This window comes from Caballeronia sp. Sq4a (assembly GCF_023170545.1).
Classification (GTDB): Bacteria; Pseudomonadota; Gammaproteobacteria; order Burkholderiales; family Burkholderiaceae; genus Caballeronia.
Map to the genome: position 1 here is coordinate 1777843 of NZ_CP084250.1, position 25899 is coordinate 1803741.

Sequence of the window (25899 nt, forward strand, 5' to 3'; positions counted from 1 at the left end):
CGAAGCGCTTGCCCCGCGCGGGCGGTGATGCGAACGGCAGGCGGGACGTCGACAGCCCGGTCATAGGCTCCTTGCGAGATGAGTGAATGGCCCGGCGCTCACGAAACGCGAGACGCAAGGCCCGAGCGAGCGGCCGGACGGCTCTGGCGATGTGAGAGAATTCTACCCAATCAAAACGCCATGCGGTTTGGCGCACGGAAGGCGTCTTTTTCGATGCCCTTTCGTCGCGCTCAACCGATGCGCGCCGCACCCGACGCGAAGCCCGCAATCGAGACGCCTTGCGAGCCTCGCGTGACATTGACATTCAAGGAGCATTCATGGGCTTTCTCGCTGGAAAACGAATTCTGCTGACCGGCTTGCTGTCGAACCGCTCGATCGCTTACGGTATCGCACAGGCCTGCAAGCGCGAGGGCGCGGAACTGGCGTTCACGTATGTCGGCGAGCGCTTCAAGGACCGCATCACCGAATTTGCGACCGAATTCGGCAGCGACATGATCTACCCGTGCGATGTGAGCAGCGACGCCGACATCGAAGCGCTCTTCTCCTCGCTCAAGGAACGCTGGGATACGCTCGACGGCCTCGTGCATTCCATCGGCTTCGCGCCGCGCGAGGCGATTGCCGGCGACTTCCTCGAAGGCATGACGCGCGAAAACTTCCGCATCGCGCACGACATCTCCGCGTACAGCTTCCCGGCGCTCGCCAAGGCCGCGCACTCGATGCTCTCGGACAGCGCGTCGTTGCTCACGCTCAGCTATCTCGGCGCGGAACGCGCGATTCCGAACTACAACACGATGGGTCTCGCGAAGGCGTCGCTGGAAGCGAGCGTGCGTTATCTCGCGGCATCGCTCGGCCAGAAGGGCGTGCGCGTGAACGGCATCTCGGCCGGCCCGATCAAGACGCTCGCGGCGAGCGGCATCAAGGGCTTCGGCAAGATTCTCGATTTCGTGGAAGACAACGCGCCGCTCAAGCGCAACGTGACGATCGAACAGGTCGGCAACGTCGCCGCGTTCCTGCTGTCGGATTTGGCGGGCGGCGTGAGCGCGGAAATCGTGCATGTCGATGCCGGTTTCCACGCGGTCGTCGGCGGCATGGCGGGCATCGGCGAGTAAGCGCGCTCACGGCATCGCTTCAGATAGGGGGCTGTTCCTTCGCGGAACGGCCCCTTTGTCGTTTGGAGGCAGTCGAGCGAGATCAACGGTGACCGTGGCCGTGGCCATTTCGGTGGCCGTGATCGTGGCCGTTCCCGTGTCTGTGGTCGTATCCATGGCCGTAGCCGTGATAGCGATTCCAGTCGCCGCGGCTCCAGTAGCGTCGTCCGTCCCAGTACCGGTTGCCGTGCCAGCCGATCACCACCGGCGGCGCATACATGGGCCCGGGCGCGTAGATGACCGGCGGCGGTGGCGGCGCATACACGGGCGTCGGCGCGACAAACACCGGCGCCGGAGCGCCGATATTCACGCCGACGTGCACATCCGCCGCTTGCGCGGAGCTGCCCGCCGCCCAAGCCGCGACGCTTAGCGCGACTGCGAACGACGCCCTCGTCGTGTTGACTTTCATGGCTTCGATCCTCGTTTTCTCGTTGTTGGCATGCCACGAAATATAACGGAATGCTTTCAACCGGATATTTCCGGTTTGTAAATTCGTGTGCTTTTCGCCGTTAAGTCAGAGGAAAGCTTACGTTTCGTTACATCGCAATGCGGCAAAACAAAAAGCCACCGGCATTCGTGCGGGTGGCTTTCTGCGGAGAAGCTAGCGAGCGAAGTGGCGGCTCAATGCCAGCCGTGGCGCCCGTGGTCTCCGTGACCGTGTTCCTCGTGGCCATAAGCATGGCCGCGTCCGTGATACCGATACCAGTCGTCGCGATCCCAATAGCGACGGCCGTCCCAGTACCGATCGCCGTGCCAGCCGATCACGACGGCCGGCTGCGCATAGACCGGCGGCGGCGGCGCATACACGACGGGCGGCGGAGGCGGCGCATACACCGGCGCCGGCGCGACGTAGACCGGCGCGGGCACCCCGATGTTCACGCCCACCGACACTCCCGCCATTGCCGCGCCCGACACCGTCAAGCCGCCGAGCACGAGCGCGTACGCCACGGAAGCCTTCGAAACCTTGTTCATGTGAAGCCCACCTCGATGGGATGTTTGTTGTGTTGAATCGACTATATCGAACGATTTGCCAGACAGTTGTTCGAGTTCGTAACCTCTCGTTACCAGCCGGTCGCCGCTTCTTCCGGGCGAGATCCTGGCGTGGAGCCAAGCGCTGGCGCTTGTCGGCACCCGCGCCAAAAAACGAACGGCGGCCCATGCAGGGCCGCCGCGATAGTACCGCATGTCATACCAATCAGTTGGGCAGTTCCTGGCCCTTCGTTTCCGGCGCGAACGGAATGACCGCGAGGCCGATCAGGAACGCAATGCCCGTGAGCGCGATCGGCACGCCGAGCGTCTTCATGTTCAGCACCATCGCGCCGATGCCGAAGTTCACGATCGCGCCGAAGAAACGCCCGATCGACGTGCAGAACGCGAACGCCGTCGCCCGCACGCGGGTCTCGAACTGCTCGGGAAGCCAGAGGCTGAAGAGCGCGAAGTTGCCGCCGAAGAAGCCGAGCACGAACAGAAGCGCGATGAACGGCACGAGCCCGTTGTTCAAATAGAACGCCCAGCCGAACGACAGCGCGATGGACGCCGCCATGCCGATGAAGTAGACCGCGAGCGTCTTGCGGCGGCCGATGCGCTCGGCCATCGGCGGCAGCGCCAGACAACCGATGATCGTGCCGATGGACAAGAGCCCCGTCGCGATCGACGCCATGCGCGCGGCTTCGGGCTTGCTCATGCCGGCACGCGTCGCGAGCTGGATGACCGCCGACGGTTCATACACCGCGCCGGCCCACAGCCCGATGATCGCCACCGTGAGCAGCACGGCCGCGACGATAGTGCGCTTGCGATACTGCGCCGAGAAAATGGCGCGCAGCGGACTCTGATGCTTGACCGCGGGCGCCGCCGTGGCTTCGGCGCGCTCCCACTTGTCGGTTTCCTTGACGCGCGTCAGCACGAGAATCGACACGACGACCGGAAACAGCCCGACGAGAAACATCGCGCGCCAGCCGAACGCCGCGCCGATGGTGTAATTGAGCGCCGCCGCGAGGAAGAAGCCCGCGTAGTAGCCGGTTTGCAGATAGCCCGCGCCCATTTTGCGGCGGTCTTCCGGCCAGGCTTCCGCGACGTACGTCCCCGCGAGCGCCCACTCCCCGCCTATGCCCACGCCCGCGAAGAAGCGGTAGATGCCGAGCGCCCAGACCGTGTGCGCGGTGGCGGCCAGCCCGGTGAAGATGGCGAACGTGAAGATGGTCGCCGCGAGCACCTTCGTGCGCCCGAAGCGGTCGGCGAGCGGCCCCCAGATGAACGACAGTCCCCATCCGACCAGAAACAGCGCGAAAAGAATCGATCCGGCGAGACCGACGTTCGCGGGCGTCGCGGCATAGCCGGAGCGCGGCAGCAGTTCGGTCAGCGCCGGCGCGAGCACGAGCGCGTAAATGAACGAGTCCATCCCGTCGAGCGTCCAGCCCGCCCATGCGCCCCAGAAGCCGGTGATCTGCGAACGGTTGAGCGGTGTCCTCGTGGCGCGCGTGGCGCCGATCGGTCGATCTAGCGTGCTTGGCATGGCGTGTCTCTCCTTTCTCTGCGAGTCGGCAACTGACGGGAAATTCGACGCGCGTGTTATCGGTTCGAGTGTCGGCGTCTAGGGAAAGCACCGTGGTTCGGCGTACGGTTTTATATATAATATTTGAACAACGGGACGCGACAACTCCGCACTTTCACCTAGCAGCCATGTCGACAAATCTCTCTTCACAAGCGGTTTCGTTTCGCGACGCGCAGTTCGAGCCGCGCCAGAGCACGTCGCGCTTCATCGCGGATGCGTTGCGCGCCGCCATCGTCGAAGGCTCGCTCACGCCCGGCGAGCCGCTGCGTCAGGATGCGATCGCCCGGCAGTTCTCGGTGAGCGCGATACCCGTGCGCGAAGCCTTCCGACAACTGGAAAGCGAAGGCTGGGTAAAGATCGAGCCGAATCGCGGCGCCGCGGTCAGCCCGCAATCGGCGGACGAAGCGCGCGAGATCTACGAGATTCGCGCATCGCTCGAAAGCCTGGCCATCGGCATCGCCATCGCGCACCACACGCCGGAAACGCTCGCGGAATGCCAACGCCTGCTCGAAGCCGCCGAGAACGAGCCGGACCCCGCGCTCTATGTCATGCGCAACGAGCAGTTCCATACAAGCCTGTACGCGCCGGCCAATCGTCCGCATCTGATGGAACTGATCGGTCAGATGCACCGCCGCGGCGAGCGGTATCTGCGCCTCAAACTCGGCTTGCCGATCCACAAGGATTCCTCCGATGCCGAGCACCGCGCGATCTTCGATGCGCTCGCCGCACGCGACGTCGAAGCGGCGCAGACGCTCGTCGCACGCCACTTGCTCGCGACGGGCGAGCTGATCCACCGCTTTCTCGCCGATGCGCAGGCGCTCGCCGCAACGAAAGAGGTGAAAAACAAGCGCCGCGCGCGTGCTTCCGCCGCTCAATCCTCACGAACGTCTTCCCGACAGGCCGACCGATGAATTCGTCCCCTTCCGCCGATGCCCTCACGCCAATCCGAAGCTGGAACACGCGCGCCCAGGAAAAAGCGCGCCGCCTGAAGCAGATCGAGCCGTGGCTCGACGGTCCCGTGCTCGACACCGAACGCATCGTGGACGCGCTGCATGCGCTGATCGTCACGGGCGACCGCGTCGCGCTCGAAGGGAACAACCAGAAGCAGGCGGATTTTCTGTCGCGCGCCTTTGCTCGGCTCGATCCCGAGCGCGTGCACGACGTGCATCTGCTGATTTCGAGCATCAGCCGGCCCGAGCATCTGACGCTCTTCGAACAGGGCATCGCGCGCAAGGTTGATTTCGCCTATGCCGGTCCGCAGAGCCTGCGCGTCGCGCAACTGCTGGAAGACGGGCTGCTCGAGATCGGCGCGATCTATACGTACATCGAACTGTACGCGCGCATGTTTATCGATCTGACGCCGAACGTCGCGCTCGTCTGCGCGGAAAAGGCGGACCGCCACGGCAATCTGTACACCGGCGCGAACACCGAGGACACGCCGACCATCGTGGAAGCGGCCGCGTTCCGGCATGGCATCGTGCTCGCGCAGGTGAACGAGATCGTCGATGAACTGCCGCGCGTCGATATTCCCGGCTCGTGGGTCGATGTGATCGTGAAGGCGGACCGGCCGTTCGCCGTCGAGCCGCTTTTCACGCGCGATCCGCGGCACATCGGCGAGCTGCAAATCCTCATGGCGATGATGACCATTCGCGGCATTTACGCGCGCTACGGCGTCACGTCGCTGAACCACGGCATCGGCTTCGACACGGCGGCGATCGAACTGCTTCTGCCGACCTACGGCGAATCGCTCGGGCTGAAGGGCAAGATCTGCACGCACTGGGCGCTCAATCCGCATCCGACGCTCGTTCCCGCCATCGAAAGCGGCTGGGTCGAAAGCGTGCACTGCTTCGGCAGCGAAGTGGGCATGGAGAAGTACATCGCGGCGCGCCCGGACGTGTTCTTTACCGGACGCGACGGCAGCCTGCGCTCGAATCGCGTGTTCTGTCAGCTTGCCGGACAGTACGGCGTCGATCTGTTCATCGGCTCGACCTTGCAGATGGACGCGGACGCGAATTCGTCGACCGTCACGCTCGGGCGGCTCGCGGGCTTCGGCGGCGCGCCGAACATGGGCCACGATCCGCGCGGCCGCCGCCATTCGAGCGAAGCGTGGCTCAAGCTGCTGAAGAACGACGGCCCGAATCCGGCCATCGCGCGGGGACACAAGCTCGTCGTGCAGACCGCCGAGACGTACAAGAAAGGCGGCGAGCCGACCATCGTGGATGCGCTCGACGCCATCGCCGTCGGTGAAAAGAGCCGCATGCCGATCGCGCCCGTGATGATCTACGGCGACGACGTCACGCACGTGGTGACCGAAGAAGGCATCGCGTACCTGCACGCGGCCGAAGGCATCGACGAACGGCGCGCGGCGCTCGCCGCCGTCGCGGGCGTGACGCCGATCGGCATGCGCGCGAATGCGCAAAAAACGGCCGAGTTGCGGCGACGGGGCATCGTCGCGTTCCCGGAAGACCTCGGCGTGCGGCGCGGCGACGCGAAACGCTCGCTTCTGGCCGCGCGCAGCATCGACGATCTCGTCGCGTGGTCGGGCGGTCTGTATGCGCCGCCCGCGCGCTTCAGAAGCTGGTGAGCGCGATGACTGCCGCGCTTCCCCTTCTTCGCGACGACGCTTGCCGGAGCGCGCGCGCCGCGTCCGCGCCTGCGATCGCCGCGCTCGCCGTCGATGCGTTGATCGCCGAGGCGCGTCTCACGCCGAAGCCTGCGCTCGTCGACGAACGCGGCAGCGGCGCGCATCGCGACCTCGACCTCGACACGATGCTGCGCTCGGCGCACGCGCTGCATCCGACGTTTCTCGCTATCGCGCGAGCCGCGTCGGGCGTCGCGCCGTCGCAGGCGTTGCGCGAACGGCTCGCGCGCATCGGCCGCGAAGGCGAAGCCGCGATGCTGCGCGCGACCGGCGGCAGCAACGCGCATCGCGGCGCGATCTGGATCGTCGGCTTGTTGTGCGCCGGCGCGGCGATGCACGCGCCCGGCGACAGCGAAGCGATCTGCGCGTCGGCGGCTGAAATCGCGCGATACGACGACCGCTTCGCGCCCGCGTCCGCGCAGGCGAGCCACGGCGCGCGCGTGACGGCGCGCTTTCGCGTCGCGGGCGCGCGCGGCGAAGCACGCGAGGGCTTTCCGCACGCGTTGCGAATCGGCTTACCGGCGCTCGCCGATGCGCGCCGCCGCGGCCTCTCCGAAACTGACGCGCGGCTCGACGCGCTCGTCGCCATCATGGCTTCGCTCGACGATACCTGCCTCTTGCATCGCGGCGGAATAGAGGCGCTCGCCGTCGCGAAAGACGGCGCGCGGCGCGCGATCGAACACGGCGGAATGGCGCATGCAGCGGGACGAGCGGCGCTCGCGCGGCTCGACGCTGACTTGCTGGCGCTGAATGCATCGCCGGGCGGCGCGGCCGACCTGCTCGCCGCCACGCTCTTTCTCGACGGCCTCGGGCAATCGTCCTGAGACGCAACCAGAGGAACGAAGATGGAAAACATGCGATACGAATATCCCGCCAAACGGCCCGTCACGCGCCGCGCGCACGTGGGCGTGGTCGGTTCGGGCGATCTCGAAGTGCTGCTCACGCCGTCGCAGACGGCCAACGCCGAAGTCGTAATCCGCACGAGCGTCGACGGCTACGAGCACGTATGGAAAAGCGTGCTGGACCGCTTTTTCCAGCGATACGACGGCGCCGCGAAATTCGAGCTCAACGACTTCGGCGCGACGCCCGGCGTCGTGATGCTGCGCCTCTCGGAAGTGGCCGAAGCCAGCGACGCGCAGGAAAGCGGAGAGGCGCGATGAATGCACACGACACGTTTCTCGCCCGGCACAGCTTCATCGAAATGACAGCGCGCGAGCGCGCCCGGGCCTTGCTCGATGCGGGCACGTACCGCGAACTGCTCGGCCCGTTCGACCGGCTCGAATCGCCGTGGCTCGCGATGCAGAACATCGTCTGCCAGTCCGACGACGGCGCGGTGATCGCGCGCGGCACGCTCGGCGGCGAGCCGGCCGTCATCGCGGCGATCGAGCCGGCGTTTCAGGGCGGCAGCATCGGCGAAGTGTCGGGCGCGAAGATCGCGGCTGCGCTCGAACTCGCGCTCGGCGAATTCCAAGCGGGCCGCGCGATTCGTCCGGTGATCCTTTTCGAAACGGGCGGCGTGCGCTTGCAAGAGGCGAACCTCGGCCTCGCGGCGATCGCGGAGATTCAGGCGGCTATCGTGGCACTGCGGCGGCATGTGCCGGTGGTCGGCGTGATCGGCGGAATGGTCGGCTGCTTCGGCGGCATGTCGCTCGCTGCGGCCTTGTGCACGGAACTCGTGATGACGCGGCAGGCGCGGCTCGGCATGAACGGGCCGGAAGTGATCGAGCAGGAAGCGGGCATCGAAGAACTCGACGCGGGTGATCGCCGGCTCATCTGGTCGATGATCGGCGGCGAAGAGCGCGTGGCGGTCGGGCTGGCGGATACGCTCGTCGAAGACGATACGGCGCAGGTCCGCGACGCGGTGCTCGCGGCGTTCGCGCGCGGCGTGCCGGCGCGGCATCGCAGCGAGGACGTGGACGGGTTCATCGAACGCCTTCAGCGCGTGAATCCCGATTCAATCGATCCCGACACGCTGCGCGCGCTGTGGAACCCGACTGGAGGATCGCAACGATGAGCACGATCAACGCCATGACTTCGCGCGGCGCGTGCTGGCTGGATGCGCTGACTTCGACGCCAACGCAAGCCGAAAGCGGCCCGGTTCGCGCGCGCGACGGCGAACTGGATGGCGCTGCGGCGCGCTTCATCGCCGTGGTGCCCGATCCGCACAACCGCTTCCCGCGCGCGACCGACAACGTGGTCGGGCTCGAACAGGGCTGGCTGCTTGCCCGCGCGGTGCGCGAGGTGATCGACGCCGACCGCGACGCCGAGTCGAAGCGGCCTATCGTCGCCATCGTCGATGTGAAGAGCCAGGCATACGGACGGCGCGAGGAGTTGCTCGGCATCCATCTCGCGTGCGCCGCCGCGGTGGATGCGTACGCGAGCGCGCGGCTCGCCGGGCATCCGGTGATCGCGCTGATCGTCGGGCCGGCGATGTCGGGCGCGTATCTCGCGCACGGCTATCAGGCGAACCGGATCGTCGCTCTCGATGCGTCGGGCACGGCGGTGCACGCCATGGGCAAGGAAGCGGCGGCGCGCGTCACGCGGCGCAGCGTCGAAAGCCTCGATGCGCTCGGCGATACGGTCTTGCCGATGTCGTACAAGATGAGCGCGTACGCGAAGCTCGGGTTGCTGCACGAATTGATCGAAGGCGTGAATGCGGATGCGCCTTCGCAGGCGGATATCGAGCGCGTGAAGGCATCGCTGGCTGCGGCGGTTGCGGACGCGCGTGGCGGACCGCGCGATTTGTCGAACCGGCTGGCGTCGGCGGATGCGAAGCGCACGCGGGCGGCGTCGGTGGAAGTGCGGCGGCGGATGCGCGAGCAGTGGGAGGGGTGATGGCGCAGGAGTTGGGGCGTTTGGCGCGTTCGGTCCGTTGGGCGCGTTCGGCTTGTTCGGCATTCGGCGCGTTCAGCGCGTTCGGCGTGTGCGGCGTGTGCAGCTCTTCGGCCTGCCGCGACGCCCAACCATCGGATAGGAAGTTGACCGCGCGATGACCCTCCCGCCGCCCGAACCGCGCCCGCACGACTTGCTCGCATTGACCCCGGCAGCCCCGCCGTTCGCCGACGCTCCAGCGTGGGTGGAAGCATCGCTCGCGCGCGCGCCGTTCGTCGTCGTGCGACGCGCGCCGCGCATGGGTAACGCCATCGCCGTCGGCATACGCGGGACGGCGCGCAGCGAGCGATTCGGCACGTGGGTCGAGGCGCGTGACATCGAGTGCGTGCTGACGCCCGAAGCACTGCGGCTGCGCGAGCCCGCCGCATCGCGAAGGGACATGCCCGCCTTCGCGCTGCTGCATGCCGTCGCGCCGATCTTCGACGCTTCCGGACTCGCCTGGGGCCCCGCCGGGAGCACGGGCTTCGAACTGGCGAGCGGCCAGCCGACGGTCACGGCAAGCAGCGATCTCGACGTGATCGTGCGAGCGCCCGAGCCGCTCTCGCGCGCCGATGCGTCGCGTCTCTTGGATGCGCTCTCGCGCGAAGCCGGCTGCGTCGGCACGCGCATCGACGTGCAGATCGAAACCACGTACGCCGCGTTCTCGCTCGCCGATTTCGCCCGGCAAAACGTCCGCGTGCTGCTCCGTCACGCGGACGGCCCGCGCCTCGCCACCGATCCGTGGGCCGTGCCGTGATCGCGTATCTCTTCCCCGGACAAGGCGCGCAGACGCCGGGCTTCCTGCATCGCTTGGGCGGCGAGAAGCCGCATCCGGCTATCGCGCGAACGCTCGCAGAGGCGTCGGCCATTCTCGGCGAGGACGTGCTCTCGCTCGATGACACAAACGCGCTCGCATCCACCGTCGCGGTGCAGATCGCGCTGACTGTGGCGGGCGTCGCCGCCACGCGGGCGCTCGCTGAAGAAGGCATCGAACCGCACGCCGTCGCGGGCTTGTCCGTGGGCGCTTATGGCGCGGCCGTCGCCTGCGGCGCGATTGCTTTCGACGATGCATTGCGGCTCGTGCGCCTGCGCGCCACGCTCATGCAGGACGCGTATCCGCGCCGCTACGGCATGCTCGCGGTACTCGGCCTGAACGAGCGCGAGGTCGCGAGCGTCATCGAGAAGGTTCGCGAGGAGGCACGCGCCGATGCCTACATCGGCAATCTGAATGCGCCGCGGCAAATCGTCGTATCGGGCAGCGATCAAGCGCTCGCCGCGGTGCGCGAAGCCGCCCTCGCACGCGGCGCGCGCAAGGCGGAGCGTTTGGCGGTGAGCGTGCCGTCTCATTGCGTGCTGCTCGACGACGCGGCCGTGCGCCTCGCCGAAGCAGCCGACAAGGTGCGCTTCGTCGCGCCACGGATCGCGTATGTCGGCAATCGCGGGGCGCGCGCCCTCGTACGCGCCGATGCCATCCGCGAAGACCTCGCGACCAACCTGCGTTATCCGGTGCGCTGGCACGATTCGACGATCGCACTCGCCGAGCGCGGCGTGAACGTGTTCGTCGAAATGCCGCCCGGCCGCACGCTCACGCAGCTTCTCGCCGAAGCCCTGCCCGATGCGCCGGGGATCGCGATGGACGCGTCGCCGGTGGCATCGACTGCGGCGCGCGTGCGCGCGGCATGCCGCCGCGCGGATGAATGAAGCTGCGGGGTTCGTCGGCGTTTTGTCATCGAGCCGTCAGCAAAATAGGAATTTTCGGATAGCTTACGACGCGCTCGCCCGTGAGCATTGCGCTCCATCCGTGAATCATCGCGGATCGACCACAACAACTCATAAGGCAGACCATGAAACACGTTCGCATTGCAATCGCAGCCTCCGCGGCATCCGCAGCCATCGCGCTCGCTTCCTGTGGCAACGTCGCCAACCTGAGCCCGGACACGCTGCTGCAATCCGGCCAGATGGCCACGCAAGCCTTCACGCTCAGCGACGCCGACGTGCGCCAGCTCTCCGACAAGTCCTGCGCGGAGATGGATGCCCAAAGCAAGATCGCGCCGGCGTCCAGCGCGTACACGCAGCGCCTGAACCGCATCGCGAAGCAGCTCGGCGACAACATCAACGGCGTGCCGGTGAACTACAAGGTGTACATCACGAAAGATGTCAATGCATGGGCGATGGCCAACGGCTGCGTGCGCGTCTATAGCGGCCTGATGGACATGATGAACGACGACGAAGTGCGCGGCGTGGTCGGCCATGAGATGGGCCACGTAGCGCTCGGCCACACGAAGAAAGCGATGCAGGTGGCGTACGCGACGTCGGCGGCGCGCTCGGTGGCGTCGTCGGCGGGCGGCGTGGTCGGCAGCCTGTCGGCATCGCAGCTCGGCGATCTTTCGGAGAAGTTCGTCAACGCGCAGTTCTCGCAGTCGCAGGAAAGCGCCGCCGACGATTATTCGTTCGATATGCAGAAGAAGAAGGGCTACAGCCCGGCGGGGCTCGTCACCGCGTTCTAGAAGCTCGCGGCGCTGGATGGCGGGAAGTCGAGCATGCTGAGTTCGCACCCGTCGTCGCCGTCGCGCGCGAAGCATATCGAGGAGAGGCTTGCTTCGGCGAAGTGACGTTGGGGCTGGCGCGGTTTGAGCGGGAGCAGGATCGCGCGAGCCATCGAGTGATGAGTCCGCGGTGCGTGTGTCAGGTGTGGGGTGCTGATGCATTGCACCGCGGGCTTTTTTTCGTTGCTGCGATCGCCGACGTGCGCGTGTGCGGCGCATTCGGAACGAATCGGTCAATGCCACACAGCAGCGTAGTAGAACAGATGAAAGCAAACTGTACCTGAAGTCAGTCGCAACACCGCGAACGCCCGCGACGAAGGGTTTTCAGCTTGTTTGAAACCATTGATTGCCCCTTGGACACTAGGTGACGTTAGCTTGTTGCCGTTCCAAATATCAATATGCCCGCCACTTGCGTTATCCGCGCGCTCTCCGTCGCGCGTCCAGTAGCGTGAGAATTCAACGATGCCTGTGCGGCCTGCGACTAGCCGCCTAGCACGCTCCCTTTCGTGGTTGTCCGGTCACCCTTTGCTACGAGTCGGTCAGTCATGTTGTCCCCGAGGCCGTTCGCTCGACGCGCGCCTAAAATTCGTTATGCTTGATGTTTGGCCTATATTCAAGCGCCGAAGGCCGCCATCTGGAATGCGTGGCGTCGTTAGCATACGAGTCCATCCGAGAAACGCAATGAATCGCCAGCAACGAAGCCGCTAATCGACAAACTTTGACGGCCACGGAAAATCGCGTGGGCGGGACGCTGTCGTGCTCTGGGAAATTGGCGCATGCTCGCGGCAGACCAACCGGCAGCCCGTAGCGCTCTCGGGACTTTGAGCACTCGGTTAACTACGGCATGCGGCACTAGACGACTGACACGAAACAATTCGAACCGGCCGCGCTGCAGGACGCACAAAACAAAAAGCCCCACAAGTCTTCCGACTTGCGGGGCTTTTCTCCTACCACTGGCGGAGACGGAGGGATTCGAACCCTCGATCCAGTTTTTAGCCAGATGCTCCCTTAGCAGGGGAGTGCCTTCGACCTCTCGGCCACGTCTCCCAAACTTTTCGTTGCACCGGGAGTACAGTGCAACGAGATCGAGATAATAGCCTGTTCAGCCGCAGCGGTCAAATTCGCATGACGATTTTTTCCAATCGATCAAATTCGAATCTCGCCGACAGCCGAACCGCAACAGTGCCAAGGTACGAAGCCGCCCGGCCAGCCGCTCAGCCGCGATCCAGCTCGAACGCCTTGTGCAGCGCGCGAACCGCGAGCTCGGTGTACTTCTCGTCGATCAGCACGGAAATCTTGATTTCGGACGTCGAGATCATCTGGATGTTGATGCCCTCTTCCGACAACGTGCGGAACATCGTGCTCGCAATACCCACGTGCGAACGCATGCCCACGCCCACGACCGACACCTTCGACACCTTCGGATCGCCCAGCACGGTTTCCGCGTTCACATGGCCCTTCACCTGGCCGTTCAGGATCTCCAGCGCGCGCTGATAGTCGCCGCGGCCCACCGTGAACGTGAAGTCGGTCTTGCCGTTTACGCTCTGGTTCTGAATGATCATGTCGATGTCGATGTTCGCATCGGCCACCGGACCGAGAATCTGATACGCGACGCCCGGCTTGTCGGGCACGCCCATGACCGCGATGCGCGCTTCGTCGCGCTGGAACGCGATGCCGGAGATAACTGCCTTTTCCATGTTCTCGTCTTCTTCAAAAGTAATCAGGGTGCCCGAGTGCATCTCGGCCTCGAGCGGCATGAGCGGATCGGTCAGGCTGGACAGCACCCGCGTCTTCACCTGGTACTTGCCGGCGAATTCCACCGAGCGGATCTGCAGGACCTTCGAGCCCAGGCTCGCCATTTCCAGCATCTCCTCGAAGGTCACGCGATCCAGCCGGCGCGCCTCTTCGACGACGCGCGGGTCGGTCGTGTAGACGCCGTCGACGTCGGTATAGATCAGGCACTCGTCGGCCTTCAGCGCCGCCGCGATCGCGACCGCCGACGTGTCGGAGCCGCCGCGCCCGAGCGTGGCGATATGGCCTTCCGGATCCACGCCCTGAAAGCCCGTGATGACCACGACCTTGCCCGCGTCGAGGTCTTTCAGCACGCGTTCGCCGTCGATTTCGCTGATGCGCGCCTTCGTGAACGCGCTGTCCGTCTTGATGGGCACCTGCCAGCCGGCATAGCTCACGGCGTCGAGGCCTTCGGCGTGCAGCGCGATGGCGAGGAGTCCGACGCTCACCTGCTCGCCCGTGGAGGCAATCATGTCGAGTTCGCGCGGATCCGGATTCGCCGTGATGTCTTTCGCAAGACCGAGCAGGCGGTTGGTTTCGCCGGACATCGCCGAGGGCACGACGACCATTCGGTGGCCGGCCTTGTGCCATTTGGCGACGCGCTTGGCGACGTTCTTGATGCGCTCGACCGAGCCCATCGAAGTGCCGCCGTATTTGTGTACGATGAGTGCCATTGTCGTTTTGAACTGAAGGGAAAACCGCGCTGACGCGCTCGATGCGTGCTGCTCGTGTTGCTATGGCGTTGCGCTCGACGGCTTCGGGGATAAGGAAAGCCAGCAACGATACGCGGGTGCCGCCGCATGCCCGCCTGGGGAGTCGCACTCGTAGAGTGACTAATGCGCGCAAGGGGGCGCAAGCGGCGCATCACGGGCGAAATTCGCGTCTTTTGAACGGAGATGCCGCGCAAAGCGCGTGGCGGGCAAACGAGTTACGGTACCCGATCGAGGCCGAAATTTCAAGATTGGACGGCAGCGCGCCCTATTTTACCGGCTTCCTGCAGCACGCCTTGATAGCGCGCCTCAGGCCAGCAGCAAATCCGGCCGCCAGACGATGCGGCGCAACGGCGCATTCGCCGTCTCCGGCGCCACTTCGCGATTCACGCCGACGAGCGGCACGAAGAGAAGCGCATCGCGAATGAAAAGCAGCGGCACGTCGCGCTTCCACGCCGGCACGCCGCGCTCCTGAAACAGGTTCTTGAGCGTGCGGCTCGGCGCATCGACGAAAAGGCGCATGCGCTCGCCGCCGGCACGCGAGCGCGCGACGATGGGCGCCGCGCGCAACAAGCCCTCCGCGACGACATCGACACCGGGCAACGCGGCCGGCTCGAACACGAACGAGCCGCGCCACTGCGGCAGCCGCCAGACTTCATCGCCCTGCCAGTGCAATTCGCTCGGCGCCTTCGGCACCGCCGCGCCCTGATCGAGGTCGGGCGCATCGGCGCTGTCGCCGGTCTCCCAGAAGAGCGCATTGCGATACACGCGCAGACACCGTCCCGCATGGTCGACGCGCAGCGCATGACCGTCGCGCGCGTTCGCCGCATGCCGGAGCTGGCGCAGCATATCCGCGACGCGCGCCTTCGATGCAGCCGGCAAGTCGCGCGCGCGCATCCAGTAGCGCAGCACGTTGACGGCGCGTTCGTCGTCGAGCGCGAGCAGCGCGTCGAGCGCCAGCGCGCCCTCCTCGTCGCTCTGCGCGGTGTCCATGTCGAGACGCGCCAGATCGTCGAGCAGCCGCTGCGCCGATGCCGCATGCGACGCCGTGCGCGCGAGCGCATCGCGAAAGCCGGGAAAATGCACGGCGAGCACCGGCAGCACGTCGTGGCGCAGCGCGTTGCGCGCGTAGCGGGTATTGGCGTTCGATTCGTCGTCGATCCAGCTCAAGTCGCGCTCGTGCGCGTACTGCTCCAATTGCGCCCGCAAGAGCCGCAACAGCGGCCGCAGGCGCGGCACGTTTGCGCCGTCGAGCCGCTGCGGCGCCATCGCGGCGAGACCCGCGACGCCCGCGCCGCGCAACAATTGCAGGAGCACAGTCTCCGCCTGATCGTCGGCGTGATGCGCGATCAAGAGCGCCGCCGCGCCGTGCCCGTCGCAGAGTTCGTCGAGCGCGCGATAACGCGCATCGCGCGCGGCGGCTTCGAGGCTCTCGCCGCCCGCGCGCATGACGTCGACGTGGCGCGACGCGTAACGCACGCTGAGCGAAGCGGCGAACGACTGGCAGTGCGCGGCCCACGCATCGGCGTTCGGACTCAACCCGTGATGCACATGCAACGCGACGACGCGCGCCGCGCCGAACACACGCACGGCGGCATCGAGCAAAACGGTGGAATCGAGACCGCCGCTCAATGCGACGGCGAGCAGCGAATCAGCGGCGAGTCCGGCATCGGCCACTGCCGCGCGGACCGCCTCGAGCACGAGGCGGCCGGCCGTGGTTTCGCTGTCGGATGTCACGAGAATCGTGAGGAGAAGGAAGAAGGAAGGACGAAGCGTCAGGACGGCGCGATCATGCGCCGGGCATCGATTCCTTGAACTTGCCGTAGGCCATGATCTTGTCGAAGCGGCGGTCGCGCAAGTCTTGCATGCTCATGCCCTGGAACTGACGCAGCGAATCCGCGAGCGCGCGGCGCAGCAGCGCGGCCATGCCCTTCGGATCGCGATGCGCGCCGCCGAGCGGCTCGTTCACGATCTTGTCGATGAGTCCGAGCGCCTTCAGCCGATGCGCGGTCAAACCAAGCGCCTCGGCCGCTTCAGGCGCCTTCGCCGCGCTCTTCCACAGAATGGACGCGCAGCCTTCCGGCGAGATGACCGAGTATGTGGAGAATTGCAGCATCATCACCGTGTCCGCGACGGCAATGGCCAGCGCGCCGCCCGAGCCCCCTTCGCCGATGATCGTCGTGATGATCGGCGTCTTGAGCTCGGCCATGACGAACAGATTGCGGCCGATGGCTTCGGACTGCCCGCGCTCCTCCGCGCCGATGCCCGGATACGCGCCCGGCGTATCGACGAACGTGAAAATGGGCATGCTGAACTTTTCGGCCAGGCGCATGAGCCGCTCGGCCTTGCGATAGCCTTCCGGACGCGGCATGCCGAAGTTGCGCAATGCGCGCTCCTTCGTGTCGCGGCCCTTCTGATGGCCGATCACCATGCACGCCTGCCCGTTGAAACGCGCGAAGCCGCCGACGATAGCGAGGTCGTCCGCGAAAGAGCGGTCGCCATGCAGTTCGTGAAAGTCGGTGAACAGTTCGCTCACATAGTCGAGCGTGTACGGACGCTGCGGATGACGCGCGATTTGCGACACCTGCCACGGCGACAGGTTGGCGTACAAATCTTTGGTGAGCTGCTGGCTCTTCTTCGACAGCCGCTCGATTTCTTCCGAGATGTCGACAGCGGAATCGTCCTGAACGAAGCGGAGTTCTTCGATCTTCGCTTCGAGTTCAGCGATCGGCTGCTCGAAATCCAGAAACGTGGTCTTCATGTGTTCGAGTCCTTGAACAACGGGCAGGGGCGCAAGGGCGTCTATTCTAACCGCCTCCGTCCCTGTTAAAAACGCGCGGGAACTATCAATTATAAATCAACGATAGCCCGGCAAATGCGCTTGCGAATCAGTGGTCTGCGGGAACCGGGTTCAGGCTGCGCCACATGTACCACGTCGCGACCGTTCGCCACGGCTCCCAGTTCGCCGCGACCTCGCGTGCTTCGCTGCGCGTGACCGGCTCGCCGCTGAAGTAATTCACGCTGATCGCCTGAATGAGGCCGAGGTCGTCGAGCGGCAGCACGTTCGGGCGCGACAGGTTGAAGATGAGAAACATCTCCGCCGTCCATCGGCCGATGCCGCGAATCTGCGTGAGCTCGGCGATCACGGCTTCGTCGTCCATCGACGCCCACGTATCGACGTGCAGCGCGCCCGAGACGAAGTGCTGCGCGAGATCCAGGATGTACTCGGTCTTGCGCTTCGAGAGGCCGCACGCTTGCAGCTTCTCCGCGCCGAGCGCGATGAAATCCGCCGGCAAGATGGTCGGACACGCGGTCTTCACGCGCTCCCAGATGGCTTGCGCGGCCTTCACCGAAATCTGCTGTCCGGCAACCGAACGCGCGAGCGTCGAGAACGGATCGCCGAGATTGACGAGATGCATCTGCCCGAACTTCGGGATCAGCTTCTTGAGAATGCGGTCGCGCTTCATGAGATCGGCGCAGGCCTTGTCCCAGTAATCGGGACGCTCGATCTCGCGCGTGAGGCCGCCCACTTGCGCGGGCACGGCGGCATCGGCCGTGACCACGCGCGACTTGCGCACGACTTCGCCCGGCTCCTTGTCCGCGACGAGCGACTGCGCGTTCGCCGCATCGCTCGCGGATGCGCGGCCGTTGCCCTTCGCGCGCGGCGCAGGCGCGGGCACGATGTCGGTCTTCGACGTGCGCGCGGAGACATCGTCGCCGTTGACGCGGCGCGCGCCGTTCACATGCGCGCCTGCCGTGTCCTTCGATGCCCGCTTGAGCGCGGTCTTGCGCGGCGCTGCGGTAGAGGCACTCTCTGTCTGCGTGCTTGCGTTCAATTGCGCACCACGCGTCCGCTTCGTTGCGGGCGACGCAGCACTTCCTGACGCGGGTCGCTTGACCGGCGTCTTCCTGGCCGTTGCCATCTTGCCTCCTGCCTGGCGAGTCGATCAGAGGGTTCGAAGGTTCGCGCTCAAACGCGACGCCATTCGGTCGACCCACCCGGTTTGTCTTCAAGCGCAATCCCGGCTTCGAGCAACTGGGCGCGAATCCGGTCTGCATCGGCATAGTTCTTCGCCTGCTTCGCGGCGATGCGCTCGGCGATCTTCGCTTCGATCTCTTGCGGCGACAGGCCCTCTGCCGCAGCGGTGCCGCCTGCTTGCTGCAGGAAGGCGCGCGGCTCGCGGCCGAAGAAACCGAGCACCTGGCCCAAGCCCTTCAACTGGCGCGCGAGCGCGGCATCGCGCGTGCGGTTGACTTCGCTTGCGAGATCGAACAGCACGGACACGGCCACCGGCGTGTTGAAGTCGTCGTTCATCGCAGACTGGAAACGCTGCGCGTTCGCCTCGTCCCAGTCAAGTTGCTGATTGTCCGGCTCGACATCCTTCAACGCCGTATATAGACGCGTCAGTGCGTTCCTTGCATCGTCGAGATGCACGTCGCTGTAGTTCAGCGGCGACCGATAGTGTGCCCGCGCAATAAAGAAGCGCACCACTTCGGCATCGAATTTTTCGAGCACTTCGCGAATCGTGAAGAAGTTGCCGAGCGACTTCGACATCTTCTCGCTGTCGATCTGCACGAAGCCGTTATGCATCCAGTAGTTCACGAAGGTCTGGCCGGTCGCGCCTTCACTTTGCGCGATCTCGTTCTCGTGATGCGGGAACTGCAAGTCCTGACCGCCGCCGTGAATGTCAAAATGTTCGCCGAGCAGTTTGCACGCCATGGCCGAACATTCGATATGCCAGCCCGGACGGCCGCGTCCCCACTTCGAGTCCCAGCCCGAGTCCGCGGGCTCGCCTTCCTTCGCGCGCTTCCACAACACGAAGTCGAGCGGATCTTCCTTGGCATCGTTGGCCGCGACGCGCTCGCCCGCGCGCAAGTCTTCGAGCGACTTGCCCGAGAGCTTGCCGTAGCCCGCGAACTTGCGCACCGCGTAGTTCACGTCGCCGTCCTTCGCGTGATACGCGTAGCCGTTGGCCTCCAACGCATCGATCATGCCGAGCATCTGCGGGATGAAGTCGGTGGCGCGCGGCTCGATGTCCGGGCGCGCGACGCCGAGCGCAGCGGCGTCTTCGTGCATCGCCGTGATGAAGCGCTGCGTGAGCGACTTGATCGGCTCGTTGTTCTCGACCGCGCGACGGATGATCTTGTCGTCGATGTCCGTGATGTTCTGAACGTGCGTGACCTTGTAGCCGAGCGTGCGCAGCCACCGTTGCACGACATCGAACACCACCATCACGCGCGCATGACCGATATGACAATAGTCATAGACCGTCATTCCGCAGACGTACATGCGTACCTCGCCGGGGCGAAGCGGCGTGAAGGGTTGCTTGTCACGCGCGAGCGTGTTGTAGATGCGCAGCGAATTCATAGAGGACAGTGCGTGAGCCGGAACCAACCGTGCGTGGAGTCGCAAACGGCGTGCTCGATCTTGCGGGGCGAAGAAGACGCACACGCGAGCGCGAACACGACGGTCAGGCGACCAGGACGGAGACGGCCACGAGTGGCGAAGACAGTCCGATGTCGGCAGCGCGTGAGCACGAGCGTATGTCGTGTGCAAGACGCGTGCGCGGAACGTCCGGACCTTTTGTTAGAATGGGTCGGAGTATAACACCCGGATTTGAGCCCATGAAACCTCCAGGCGGCCGCGCGGCGGGCAATGTAACGCGTGCTTCGTGCTTCGCTTTCGGCCCCGCCGTTCATGGTGTTTCGCGCGTCGCCCGGCAGTCGCTTCACGGGTCGTTCGCAGCCCGCGCTCCGCAATCTTGGCTATCTTCGCTTTCTTCCCGCCTCCTTCCTTGACCCATATTCAAGTGACTCACGCCCACGCGCGCATGCCTCTGCAATTCTCTCGCCGGCCCGCAGCCCATCGCTTCGTTTTCCGTTTCCGCTCACGCTTCGCCGCGACGCTCGCGCGCACCGCCGCCGTCGCCGTCTTCGGCGTCGCCGCGTGCTTCGGCGGGTCGAACGCGGCGCTCGCGCAGGTATCGACGGCCACGGCGGACGATACGCCGCAGATCGACGCGGCCATCGCCGGCAAGGACTGGAACGCCGCGCTCACACAACTGGACGCACGCCTGGCCACGCATCCGCGCGACGTGCAGGCCAAGTTCAAGCGCGCGACCGTGCTCGCCCGTCTGAATCGCGACGACGAAGCCATCACCGCGTTCACCGAGCTGACGCAGGCCTATCCCGAGTTGCCCGAGCCGTATAACAATCTCGCCGCGCTGTACGCGAAGAAAGGCCGCTACGAAGATGCGCGCGTCGCGCTCGAAACGGCCGTGAAAGCGAATCCCGGCTATGCGCTCGCCTACGACAATCTCGGCGATCTGTATCTGCGGCTCGCGAGCGAATCGTACAAACGCGCGCAGTCGCTCGGCTCGACGAGCCCGGTCACGCGCCAGCGCGTGACCGCCATTCAAAACATCATCACGCCGCCGCCGAGAAAGCGTGGAGCGGTTGCGGCTTCGGGCGCGCAGGCGGCGTCGGCGCCGCGCGCGGCATCGGATTTGTGGACGCCCGCGCCGGGCTCCGACTTCACGACGATGCCCTCGCCCGACAGCTACTCGCCGTTCGGCGGACCGAGCGGCCCGCTGCCCACGTCGCCTTATGTCGCGCCCGACGGGCAGCCGTAACGAGAGGAACCCGCGCGCGCAGGCGGTAAGCTGTCGTCCTGCGCCGCGCGATTGCACGACGCTTTGCATCCATCAATCGAGGATTGGACCTTCATGAAATTGCTGATGTTGGCGCTGTCCGGCGCCGCCCTGATCGCGACAGCCCCCGCCTTTGCTCAGAGCGCGCAGGCCGCGCATCCGAACGTGCTCTTCAAGACGTCGCAAGGCGACATCCGCGTCGAGCTGTATCCCGAGAAGGCGCCCAAGACGGTCGAGAACTTTCTTGCCTACGTGAAGTCCGGTCAATACAGCGGCACGATCTTTCATCGCGTGATTCCCGGCTTCATGATTCAGGGCGGCGGCTATAGCACGAGCTTTGCTGAGAAGCCCACGCGCGCGCCGATTCCGCTCGAAAGCCGCAACGGGCTGAAGAACGCGACCGGCACCATCGCGATGGCGCGCACGAGCGACCCGAACTCGGCAACGGCGCAGTTCTTCATCAATACGGTCGATAATGCCGGCCTCGACTATCCGAACCCGGACGGCAACGGCTATGCCGTGTTCGGCAAGGTGGTCTCGGGCATGGATGTCGTGAAGAAGATCGAAGGCAGCCCGACCACCACGCGCGGGCCGATGGCCGACGTGCCGCAGAAGCCGACCGTCATCGAGTCGGCCACCGTGGTGTCCCAGTAACACGAACACTCGCGGCGGCGCGCGATGGTCGCGCGCCGCGCATTGCGCTCATTCAACACACCGGAGAAAGAACATGGTCGAACTGCATACGAACCACGGCGTCATCAAGCTCGAACTCGACGCGGAAAAAGCGCCGAAGACGGTCGAGAACTTCCTCAACTACGTGAAGAAGGGCCACTACGACAACACGGTGTTCCATCGCGTGATCGACGGCTTCATGATTCAGGGCGGCGGCTTCGAGCCGGGCATGAAGCAGAAGCCGACAGACGCGCCGATCCAGAACGAAGCCAACAACGGCCTCACGAACGACACCGGCACGGTCGCGATGGCGCGCACCAACGACCCGCATTCGGCCACGGCGCAGTTCTTCATCAACGTGAAGGACAACGACTTCCTGAACCACTCGTCGCCGACGCCGCAAGGCTGGGGCTACACCGTGTTCGGCCGCGTCGTCGAAGGTCTGGATGTGGTCGAGAAGATCAAGAAGGTCAAGACGGGCTCGAAGGGCTTTCACCAGGACGTGCCGGTCGATGACGTGATCATCGAGAAGGCCGTGGTGGTCTGATCGTTCATCGCATGATCGATACGAAGTCTTTCGGTCGCGAATCGAAACACGAAGCAGCGGGCAGCGCGCACGTCGCGCGTCCGCTGTTTTTCATTTCGGACCTGCACTTGAGCGAGGCGATACCGAAGACGGTCGCCGCGTTCGAGCACTTCATCGAAGTCACGGCCAGCGAGGCGGACTCCGTTTTCATTCTCGGCGACCTGTTCGAGTTCTGGGTCGGCGACGACGTGCTCGATCCCGCCGTGGACCACCAGCGCGCACGCTTCGCGCGGCGCATGACGACGCTCATGCACACGCTCTCGGAGCGCGGCATCGGGCTCTTTGTGATGCACGGCAATCGCGACTTTCTGCTCGGCAAGCGCTTCATGCGCGAAGCCGGCGCCATGCTGCTGCCCGATCCGTACGCGATGACCGCGTTCGGCACGCGCATCGTGCTCGCGCACGGCGACGCGCTGTGCACCGCGGATCGCGCGTATCAGTACTTTCGCCGCTTCGCGCGCAACCGCTACGCGCAACGCGCTTTTCTTGCGCTGCCGCTCGGCGCGCGGCTCGCCATCGGCGAACGCATGCGAAGCAAGAGCGAAGGCGCGCGCATGAACGGCGTATCGGCGAAATACGACGTGACGCGCAAGGCCGTGTCGGAGCTCTTTATCCGCAGCCGCACGCATACGCTGATTCACGGCCATACGCACCGTCCCGCGATGCATCGCGAAGTGGAAGGCGTGCGCTGGGTGCTGCCCGATTGGGAACTGGATATCGACGCGCCGCGCGGCGGCTATTTACGTCTCGATGCCGGCGGCGTGCGCGCGTTGCCGCTATAAGTGACGTTCGGCGCTGCGCGCTTCGCCTTCGATCACTTTTGAGAGGCGCTTCAGGTCGAGCAGCGCCGCGCCGTCCACGCCGTGCAGCGCCTCGACGCGCGCGCCGAGCCGCTCCAGCGCCGCGACGATTTCGTCGGTGCGCTGCGCCTGCGTCGACGCGTGATCGATCAGGCCGTGAATGGCGAGCGACACGGGATCGTCCGCGTTAGGCGTGATGCCGTACGCGCAGAATGCGGCGCTCGCGTTCTCGCGGGCATCGGGCTTCTTCGCGACCGCCGGCATCACCACGCGCGCCGGATTGCCGACCGCCGTGCCGCCCGCCGGCACCGGCTTCACGACGACCGCGTTCGAACCGATCTTCGCCTGCGCGCCGACCGTGAAGCTGCCGAGCACCTTCGCGCCCGCGCCGACGATCACGCCTCGCTCGAGCGTCGGGTGCCGCTTCGCGCCGCGCGAGAGCGACGTGCCGCCGAGCGTCACGCCCTGATAGATCGTGCAGTCGTCGCCGACGATAGCCGTCTCGCCGATCACCACGCCCATGCCGTGGTCGATGAACACGCGCCGCCCGAGCGTCGCGCCCGGATGAATCTCGATGCCGGTCAGAAAACGCGCGATCTGCGAGACGAAGCGCCCGAGCCAGCGCCAGCCGCGGTTCCAGCAGCCGTGCGCGAAACGATGCAGGACGATGGCATGCAGGCCCGGATAACACGTGACGACTTCAAAGACGCTGCGAGCGGCGGGATCGCGCTCACGAATGGCGGCGATGTCTTCGCGAAATCGGTCGAACATGGCGGTGGTCTCGGTCGGGGGAAGGATGGCGCTGGATCGCGCCGGGTCGCACTGTGCCGGGCTTTGCTCTGCTCTGCTGAAAACGCGCAAAGCTTATGACGGCGAGCCGTTTTGTGCCGATTGTAGGACGAGCGCGCCGCCGTTGCAGGACGCGCCCGATGCCCCCGATGACAACGCGGTCGCGCTCACGGCTTACCACGCAGAAGAATATGCTTTGCAATGCCTCGAAGAATGTTCACTTCCTCACGTTCGAGACCGGCTCGCGCAAAAAGACGCCGCACGCGTGACATCAGCTTCTTCGGATTGGCCGGATCGAGGAACGATAGCGCGATCAATGCCTCTTCGAGGTGCGCGTACATGCCTTCAATTTCATCGCTCGGTGCGAGCTGCACCACGGTTTCGCCGGGCGTCGCGACGGGCGCGGCCTGATGGAACGCGAGCCGCAGTTCGTAAGCCAGCACCTGAACCGCCTGCGCGAGATTGAGCGAGCTGTACGCGGGGTTCGCCGGGATATGCGCGAGCGCGCTGCATCGTTCGACATCTGCGTTGGAAAGCCCGGTTCGCTCGTTGCCGAAGACCAGCGCAATGTCGCCGTGATGGGTGAGCTCGCGCGCGCGTTCGCCCACGACGCGCGGCGGCATGTGGGGCGGACCGTACTCGCGCGTGCGGGCGGTGAGCGCGACGGACCAGTGCACGCCGACGAGCGCATCCGCGAGCGAATCGACGACATGTGCACACGCGAGCACGTCGTCCGCGCCGCTCGCCATGGCGATGGCTTCGGGGTCGTTCTTCACGTCGGCCACCCGCGGCGCGACCAGCACTAGGCGTGCGAAGCCCATCGTCTTGAGCGCGCGGGCCGCGGCGCCCACATTGCCCGGATGACTCGGCTCGACGAGGATGAATCGCGTGGACGTGAAGCCACCGGCGGGGAGAGAAAGATCGTTGGATTCCAAGGCGCGGTTCGTGCTGTGAGTTGCGGATGAGTTGAAGAATAAGTGCGGGAGTAACCCGCTATGTTATCGCCGATTGACCCGCTCGGCCGCCCTCGCTGCGCGCGGCCGCATTCGGGTAAAATGGCCCCTTCGCGCTTCGTGAACGTCTGCGAGCGCCCCGCTCTTATTCAATTCGTCTTTCGTCGACCTTAGTCGTTGTCGCCAACCCATCTTGCAACCCATCGCCCGCGCACGTGAGTGCAACGCGCGGCGGTCAAAGGATTTCGCTCATGCATCCGATGCTCAACATCGCTGTCAAGGCCGCGCGCCGCGCCGGACAGATCATCAACCGCGCGTCGCTGGACCTGGACCGCCTCCTCGTCAGCAAGAAGCAGCATAACGACTTCGTGACGGAAGTCGACAAGGCGTCGGAAGCGGCCATCATCGAGACGCTGCACACCGCCTATCCCGATCATTCGATTCTCGCGGAAGAGTCCGGGCAGGACGATCGCGAGTCCGACTATCAGTGGATCATCGATCCGCTCGACGGCACGACCAACTTCATCCACGGCTTCCAGTACTACTGCGTGTCGATCGCGCTCGCGCACAAGGGCACGGTCACGCAAGCCGTCGTCTACGATCCGACGCGCAACGATCTCTTCACCGCCTCGCGCGGCGGCGGCGCGTATCTGAACGAGCGGCGCATTCGCGTCGGCAAGCTGGACCGCCTCTCCGATGCGCTCATCGGCACGGGCTTTCCGTTTCGCGACGGCCAGGGCCTGAACGCCTACACGCGCCTGTTCAGCGAAATGACGATGTCGTGCGCCGGTCTGCGTCGTCCGGGCGCGGCGGCACTCGATCTCGCGAACGTCGCGGCCGGACGCCTCGATGGCTTCTTCGAGCAGGGCATTCATCCGTGGGACGTCGCCGCTGGCAGCCTGATCGTGACCGAAGCGGGCGGGCTCGTCGGCAACTACACGGGCGAATCCGACTTCCTGTTTCAGAACGAGATCGTCGCCGCGAACCCGAAGGTGTACGCGCAGATGGTCAAGATTCTCGACATGTACTCGCGCACGCGTCTGACCGGCGAATAAGCCGGCGCACGCGAAGCAATCGCTTTGCCGGAGCGCGCGCCGCCGCGCTCCGTTTCCATTAGCCTGACGGGCGCGCCGCGTGCTCTGCAATGAAGGTCGCGCTCGGCTAGAGTGCAATCTTTTGCTTCGCGTTCCG

The 25899-nt window shown here is 65.4% G+C and carries 24 protein-coding genes, 1 tRNA gene and 2 pseudogenes; 15 read left to right on the forward strand and 12 right to left on the reverse strand.

All coding sequences use genetic code 11. The annotated features are described in order from the left end of the window. Positions 1–317 precede the first annotated feature (317 nt). Entirely contained in the window at positions 318–1109 is a 792-nt protein-coding gene (gene fabI, locus LDZ24_RS08450) for an enoyl-ACP reductase FabI (RefSeq protein ID WP_248320059.1), read from the forward strand. Between the two features lie 82 nt (positions 1110–1191). Here the strand turns inward: fabI and LDZ24_RS08455 are convergent, their stop codons facing one another. The 3 genes from LDZ24_RS08455 to LDZ24_RS08465 all read right to left on the reverse strand — a co-directional run bounded on the left by LDZ24_RS08455 (position 1192) and on the right by LDZ24_RS08465 (position 3660). Further along, entirely contained in the window at positions 1192–1557 is a 366-nt protein-coding gene (locus LDZ24_RS08455; protein ID WP_248320061.1) for a hypothetical protein, read from the reverse strand. Positions 1558–1769: 212 nt separating this feature from the next. Next, complete coding sequence (locus tag LDZ24_RS08460) at positions 1770–2120, reverse strand: hypothetical protein (protein ID WP_175944137.1); 351 nt, start codon at positions 2118–2120, stop codon at positions 1770–1772. 223 nt (positions 2121–2343) lie between these two features. After that, positions 2344–3660, reverse strand: a complete 1317-nt coding sequence (locus tag LDZ24_RS08465) for an MFS transporter (RefSeq protein ID WP_248320062.1) — start codon at positions 3658–3660, stop codon at positions 2344–2346. A 167-nt stretch (positions 3661–3827) separates the two neighbouring features. On the opposite strand from LDZ24_RS08465, the gene LDZ24_RS08470 reads away from it, so the two are divergent. From LDZ24_RS08470 to LDZ24_RS08510, 9 genes and pseudogenes are all read left to right on the forward strand, one after another. Beyond that, the gene (locus tag LDZ24_RS08470; RefSeq protein WP_248322309.1) at positions 3828–4610 is read left to right on the forward strand and encodes a GntR family transcriptional regulator; all 783 of its coding nucleotides are present in this window, start codon (positions 3828–3830) and stop codon (positions 4608–4610) included. Then, positions 4607–6283 (forward strand): malonate decarboxylase subunit alpha, encoded by a 1677-nt coding sequence (gene mdcA / locus LDZ24_RS08475; protein ID WP_248320063.1) that lies wholly within the window; start codon positions 4607–4609, stop codon positions 6281–6283. The genes LDZ24_RS08470 and mdcA overlap by 4 nt, the downstream gene beginning before the upstream one ends. A 5-nt stretch (positions 6284–6288) precedes the next feature. After that, positions 6289–7164, forward strand: coding sequence for a triphosphoribosyl-dephospho-CoA synthase (locus LDZ24_RS08480; protein WP_248322310.1), 876 nt, complete (start codon positions 6289–6291; stop codon positions 7162–7164). Between the two features lie 21 nt (positions 7165–7185). After that, positions 7186–7500, forward strand: a complete 315-nt coding sequence (locus tag LDZ24_RS08485) for a malonate decarboxylase subunit delta (RefSeq protein ID WP_248320064.1) — start codon at positions 7186–7188, stop codon at positions 7498–7500. After that, positions 7497–8354, forward strand: a complete 858-nt coding sequence (locus LDZ24_RS08490; protein WP_248320065.1) for a biotin-independent malonate decarboxylase subunit beta — start codon at positions 7497–7499, stop codon at positions 8352–8354. Before LDZ24_RS08485 ends, LDZ24_RS08490 begins: the two co-directional genes overlap by 4 nt. Then, positions 8351–9175 (forward strand): biotin-independent malonate decarboxylase subunit gamma, encoded by an 825-nt coding sequence (gene mdcE / locus LDZ24_RS08495; protein WP_248320066.1) that lies wholly within the window; start codon positions 8351–8353, stop codon positions 9173–9175. The genes LDZ24_RS08490 and mdcE overlap by 4 nt, the downstream gene beginning before the upstream one ends. Positions 9176–9329: 154 nt before the next feature. Beyond that, positions 9330–9968, forward strand: a complete 639-nt coding sequence (locus tag LDZ24_RS08500; protein ID WP_248320068.1) for a malonate decarboxylase holo-ACP synthase — start codon at positions 9330–9332, stop codon at positions 9966–9968. Next, positions 9953–10912, forward strand: coding sequence for a malonate decarboxylase subunit epsilon (gene mdcH / locus LDZ24_RS08505; RefSeq protein WP_248320070.1), 960 nt, complete (start codon positions 9953–9955; stop codon positions 10910–10912). The genes LDZ24_RS08500 and mdcH overlap by 16 nt, the downstream gene beginning before the upstream one ends. Positions 10913–11055: 143 nt before the next feature. Then, a pseudogene (locus LDZ24_RS08510) lies at positions 11056–11823 on the forward strand (M48 family metalloprotease). Between the two features lie 278 nt (positions 11824–12101). Here the strand turns inward: LDZ24_RS08510 and LDZ24_RS08515 are convergent. The 7 genes and pseudogenes from LDZ24_RS08515 to cysS all read right to left on the reverse strand — a co-directional run. Next, positions 12102–12251 (reverse strand): annotated as a pseudogene (locus tag LDZ24_RS08515) (T6SS effector amidase Tae4 family protein); the annotation flags it as partial. A gap of 460 nt (positions 12252–12711) precedes the next feature. Next, positions 12712–12804: transfer RNA gene (locus tag LDZ24_RS08520), tRNA-Ser, on the reverse strand. A 167-nt stretch (positions 12805–12971) separates the two neighbouring features. Further along, positions 12972–14222, reverse strand: coding sequence for an aspartate kinase (locus LDZ24_RS08525; RefSeq protein WP_175944160.1), 1251 nt, complete (start codon positions 14220–14222; stop codon positions 12972–12974). Positions 14223–14567: 345 nt separating this feature from the next. Then, entirely contained in the window at positions 14568–15995 is a 1428-nt protein-coding gene (gene tilS / locus LDZ24_RS08530; RefSeq protein WP_248320071.1) for a tRNA lysidine(34) synthetase TilS, read from the reverse strand. Positions 15996–16047: 52 nt separating this feature from the next. Then, a complete protein-coding gene (locus LDZ24_RS08535) occupies positions 16048–17019 on the reverse strand; it encodes an acetyl-CoA carboxylase carboxyltransferase subunit alpha (RefSeq protein ID WP_248320072.1) in 972 nt (323 codons plus the stop codon). Positions 17020–17146: 127 nt separating this feature from the next. After that, positions 17147–18181 carry a DNA-3-methyladenine glycosylase gene (locus tag LDZ24_RS08540; protein WP_248320074.1) on the reverse strand — a complete coding sequence of 345 codons (1035 nt, stop codon included), beginning with the start codon at positions 18179–18181 and terminating at the stop codon, positions 17147–17149. 47 nt (positions 18182–18228) lie between these two features. Then, positions 18229–19626: a cysteine--tRNA ligase gene (gene cysS / locus LDZ24_RS08545; RefSeq protein WP_248320075.1), complete on the reverse strand. Its 1398-nt coding sequence runs from the start codon at positions 19624–19626 to the stop codon at positions 18229–18231. 463 nt (positions 19627–20089) lie between these two features. Between cysS and LDZ24_RS08550 the strand changes: the two genes are divergently transcribed. From LDZ24_RS08550 to LDZ24_RS08565, 4 genes are all read left to right on the forward strand, one after another. Further along, positions 20090–20890, forward strand: a complete 801-nt coding sequence (locus LDZ24_RS08550; protein ID WP_248320077.1) for a M48 family metallopeptidase — start codon at positions 20090–20092, stop codon at positions 20888–20890. A gap of 93 nt (positions 20891–20983) precedes the next feature. Next, complete coding sequence (locus LDZ24_RS08555) at positions 20984–21562, forward strand: peptidylprolyl isomerase (RefSeq protein WP_206466594.1); 579 nt, start codon at positions 20984–20986, stop codon at positions 21560–21562. Between the two features lie 73 nt (positions 21563–21635). Further along, positions 21636–22127, forward strand: coding sequence for a peptidylprolyl isomerase (locus LDZ24_RS08560; protein WP_244846768.1), 492 nt, complete (start codon positions 21636–21638; stop codon positions 22125–22127). Positions 22128–22138: 11 nt separating this feature from the next. Beyond that, complete coding sequence (locus tag LDZ24_RS08565; RefSeq protein WP_248320078.1) at positions 22139–22948, forward strand: UDP-2,3-diacylglucosamine diphosphatase; 810 nt, start codon at positions 22139–22141, stop codon at positions 22946–22948. On the opposite strand, the gene cysE is transcribed toward LDZ24_RS08565, so the two are convergent. Next, positions 22943–23737 (reverse strand): serine O-acetyltransferase, encoded by a 795-nt coding sequence (cysE, locus tag LDZ24_RS08570; protein WP_248320079.1) that lies wholly within the window; start codon positions 23735–23737, stop codon positions 22943–22945. The genes LDZ24_RS08565 and cysE overlap by 6 nt on opposite strands. 185 nt (positions 23738–23922) lie before the next feature. Then, positions 23923–24690 (reverse strand): RNA methyltransferase, encoded by a 768-nt coding sequence (locus LDZ24_RS08575; RefSeq protein ID WP_248320081.1) that lies wholly within the window; start codon positions 24688–24690, stop codon positions 23923–23925. Between the two features lie 269 nt (positions 24691–24959). On the opposite strand from LDZ24_RS08575, the gene LDZ24_RS08580 reads away from it, so the two are divergent. Further along, positions 24960–25763 carry an inositol monophosphatase family protein gene (locus LDZ24_RS08580; protein ID WP_248320082.1) on the forward strand — a complete coding sequence of 268 codons (804 nt, stop codon included), beginning with the start codon at positions 24960–24962 and terminating at the stop codon, positions 25761–25763. Positions 25764–25899 lie beyond the last annotated feature (136 nt).

What these genes read in the sequence shown, in the direction of transcription:
- fabI (WP_248320059.1), top strand. Translation starts at nt 318, where the DNA reads ATGGGCTTTCTCGCTGGAAAACGAATTCTGCTGACCGGCTTGCTGTCG.
- LDZ24_RS08455 (WP_248320061.1), bottom strand. Translation starts at nt 1,557, where the DNA reads ATGAAAGTCAACACGACGAGGGCGTCGTTCGCAGTCGCGCTAAGCGTC.
- LDZ24_RS08460 (WP_175944137.1), bottom strand. Translation starts at nt 2,120, where the DNA reads ATGAACAAGGTTTCGAAGGCTTCCGTGGCGTACGCGCTCGTGCTCGGC.
- LDZ24_RS08465 (WP_248320062.1), bottom strand. Translation starts at nt 3,660, where the DNA reads ATGCCAAGCACGCTAGATCGACCGATCGGCGCCACGCGCGCCACGAGG.
- LDZ24_RS08470 (WP_248322309.1), top strand. Translation starts at nt 3,828, where the DNA reads ATGTCGACAAATCTCTCTTCACAAGCGGTTTCGTTTCGCGACGCGCAG.
- mdcA (WP_248320063.1), top strand. Translation starts at nt 4,607, where the DNA reads ATGAATTCGTCCCCTTCCGCCGATGCCCTCACGCCAATCCGAAGCTGG.
- LDZ24_RS08480 (WP_248322310.1), top strand. Translation starts at nt 6,289, where the DNA reads ATGACTGCCGCGCTTCCCCTTCTTCGCGACGACGCTTGCCGGAGCGCG.
- LDZ24_RS08485 (WP_248320064.1), top strand. Translation starts at nt 7,186, where the DNA reads ATGGAAAACATGCGATACGAATATCCCGCCAAACGGCCCGTCACGCGC.
- LDZ24_RS08490 (WP_248320065.1), top strand. Translation starts at nt 7,497, where the DNA reads ATGAATGCACACGACACGTTTCTCGCCCGGCACAGCTTCATCGAAATG.
- mdcE (WP_248320066.1), top strand. Translation starts at nt 8,351, where the DNA reads ATGAGCACGATCAACGCCATGACTTCGCGCGGCGCGTGCTGGCTGGAT.
- LDZ24_RS08500 (WP_248320068.1), top strand. Translation starts at nt 9,330, where the DNA reads ATGACCCTCCCGCCGCCCGAACCGCGCCCGCACGACTTGCTCGCATTG.
- LDZ24_RS08525 (WP_175944160.1), bottom strand. Translation starts at nt 14,222, where the DNA reads ATGGCACTCATCGTACACAAATACGGCGGCACTTCGATGGGCTCGGTC.
- LDZ24_RS08535 (WP_248320072.1), bottom strand. Translation starts at nt 17,019, where the DNA reads ATGAAGACCACGTTTCTGGATTTCGAGCAGCCGATCGCTGAACTCGAA.
- LDZ24_RS08540 (WP_248320074.1), bottom strand. Translation starts at nt 18,181, where the DNA reads ATGGCAACGGCCAGGAAGACGCCGGTCAAGCGACCCGCGTCAGGAAGT.
- cysS (WP_248320075.1), bottom strand. Translation starts at nt 19,626, where the DNA reads ATGAATTCGCTGCGCATCTACAACACGCTCGCGCGTGACAAGCAACCC.
- LDZ24_RS08550 (WP_248320077.1), top strand. Translation starts at nt 20,090, where the DNA reads ATGCCTCTGCAATTCTCTCGCCGGCCCGCAGCCCATCGCTTCGTTTTC.
- LDZ24_RS08555 (WP_206466594.1), top strand. Translation starts at nt 20,984, where the DNA reads ATGAAATTGCTGATGTTGGCGCTGTCCGGCGCCGCCCTGATCGCGACA.
- LDZ24_RS08560 (WP_244846768.1), top strand. Translation starts at nt 21,636, where the DNA reads ATGGTCGAACTGCATACGAACCACGGCGTCATCAAGCTCGAACTCGAC.
- LDZ24_RS08565 (WP_248320078.1), top strand. Translation starts at nt 22,139, where the DNA reads ATGATCGATACGAAGTCTTTCGGTCGCGAATCGAAACACGAAGCAGCG.
- cysE (WP_248320079.1), bottom strand. Translation starts at nt 23,737, where the DNA reads ATGTTCGACCGATTTCGCGAAGACATCGCCGCCATTCGTGAGCGCGAT.
- LDZ24_RS08580 (WP_248320082.1), top strand. Translation starts at nt 24,960, where the DNA reads ATGCATCCGATGCTCAACATCGCTGTCAAGGCCGCGCGCCGCGCCGGA.